The organism is [Mycobacterium] manitobense, assembly GCF_025821665.1.
Lineage (GTDB): Bacteria > Actinomycetota > Actinomycetes > Mycobacteriales > Mycobacteriaceae > Mycobacterium > Mycobacterium arseniciresistens.
In genome coordinates, this window is record NZ_JACKSJ010000214.1 from 1 (window position 1) to 460 (window position 460).

General features: G+C 68.0%; 1 protein-coding gene. It reads left to right on the forward strand.

Going from position 1 to position 460, the window contains the following annotated elements; translation table 11 throughout:
* Positions 1-27: 27 nt before the first annotated feature.
* Positions 28-460 (forward strand): channel-forming protein ArfA/OmpATb (gene arfA / locus H7I41_RS23515; protein WP_443735564.1); only part of this gene is annotated, 433 nt, incomplete at its 3' end.

Consider the following 460-nt stretch of genomic DNA (forward strand, 5'->3'; position numbering starts at 1 on the left):
ACCGACCTTGACCCCGGCGAACCGACCTTGACCCCGGCGAACGGCCGCGCAGGCGTGGTGATGGCGCCATTCTCGTTGCAGCACAGTAACGATGACGTCGTCGTCAGCGGTCAGGTGCCCGACGAACCGACCAGAACCTTTGCCCTGGACCGGGTGCGGACGTTGCTGCCGGGGTCGAACGTCATCGATCTGCTGAGCGTCATCGGTGGTATCACCGCGCCCGATCTGACCGGGCTCGACGGTGTGCTGATCGCGGGGTCGCCGTTGCCGGACTTCGGGTTCAGCATCAACGGCGGGGACGTCATCCTCACCGGCACCGCCGAATCCGAGGACGTCACCGCCCGGGTGGAGGATGCCGTGCAGGCCGCCTGGCCCGATCTGGCGGTGGTGGACGACATCGCGGTGATCACACCGGGATTCGCGCCTCCGCAGGCACCGGTGAGCCCTGGGTTGAGCGGGG